This is a genomic window from Vibrio sp. YT-19(2023), from assembly GCF_033337395.1.
Window position 1 is genome coordinate 1 of sequence record NZ_JAWOQN010000391.1, and the last position, 767, is coordinate 767.

The window sequence follows — 767 nt, forward strand, 5'->3', positions numbered from 1 at the left end:
TCGTTGATGCCACCAATAGCGACGATTGGTAAGGACGTGGTGTTCAACGCCATCTTCAAACCTTCAATACCCCAGTGTTTTTTGGTGTTGGTTTTGGTCGGCGTAGCGAAGATGGCACTCAAGCCGATGTAATCAATGGGCAGAGAATCCGCCTCTGCCAGTTGCTCTTCAGTCTCAATCGATAAGCCGAGAATCTTGTTTGGGCCAATCAATTGACGAGCGATCTCTGCTGGCATGTCTGACTGCCCGAGGTGAACACCATCGGCATCGACGGCAAGGGCAACATCAACACGATCATTGATGATTAACGGGACGCCAGTGCCTTCAAGGATCGTCTTCACGGCTTGAGCTCGTTCAATAAATGCACGAACGTCACCATGTTTTTCGCGCACCTGTACCATGGTGACCCCACCTTCTACCGCCTTTCTTACAACGTGTTTGAGAGTGGATAAATCTTGTTGGTCGTCGGTGACCAAATACAAACGATAGGCGTTCATTGTGTTTCCTTTCGCCTCCCACTTTCGTTGGAGTGAGAGGCGTTTAAAGCATTGAGAAGCGATTTATCTCACTTGTAATTTAAGACGTGTTGCCAGTGTTTCTTCATCCAGTTGGTAAAGCTCATCCAAAAGATGCACTTGCAAGCTACCTGGCCCTCGCGCTTGCTCAGCCGCAATTTCACCCACAACGCCAAGCACCGCTGCCGCAGCAAGGCCTGTTTCGTCGCCGATTGCTGCGATCGCGCCTGTCAGTGCGGTTAACGTGCAACC

Annotated in this window: 1 protein-coding gene and 1 pseudogene; both read right to left on the reverse strand. The window is 50.6% G+C overall.

What is annotated here, in order from left to right:
- The coding region (gene thiE, locus R7E78_RS26095; RefSeq protein WP_318058606.1) for a thiamine phosphate synthase at positions 1 to 497 on the reverse strand (497 nt) is incomplete at its 3' end.
- A gap of 63 nt (positions 498 to 560) precedes the next feature.
- Positions 561 to 767: pseudogene (locus tag R7E78_RS26100) on the reverse strand (hydroxyethylthiazole kinase); the annotation flags it as partial.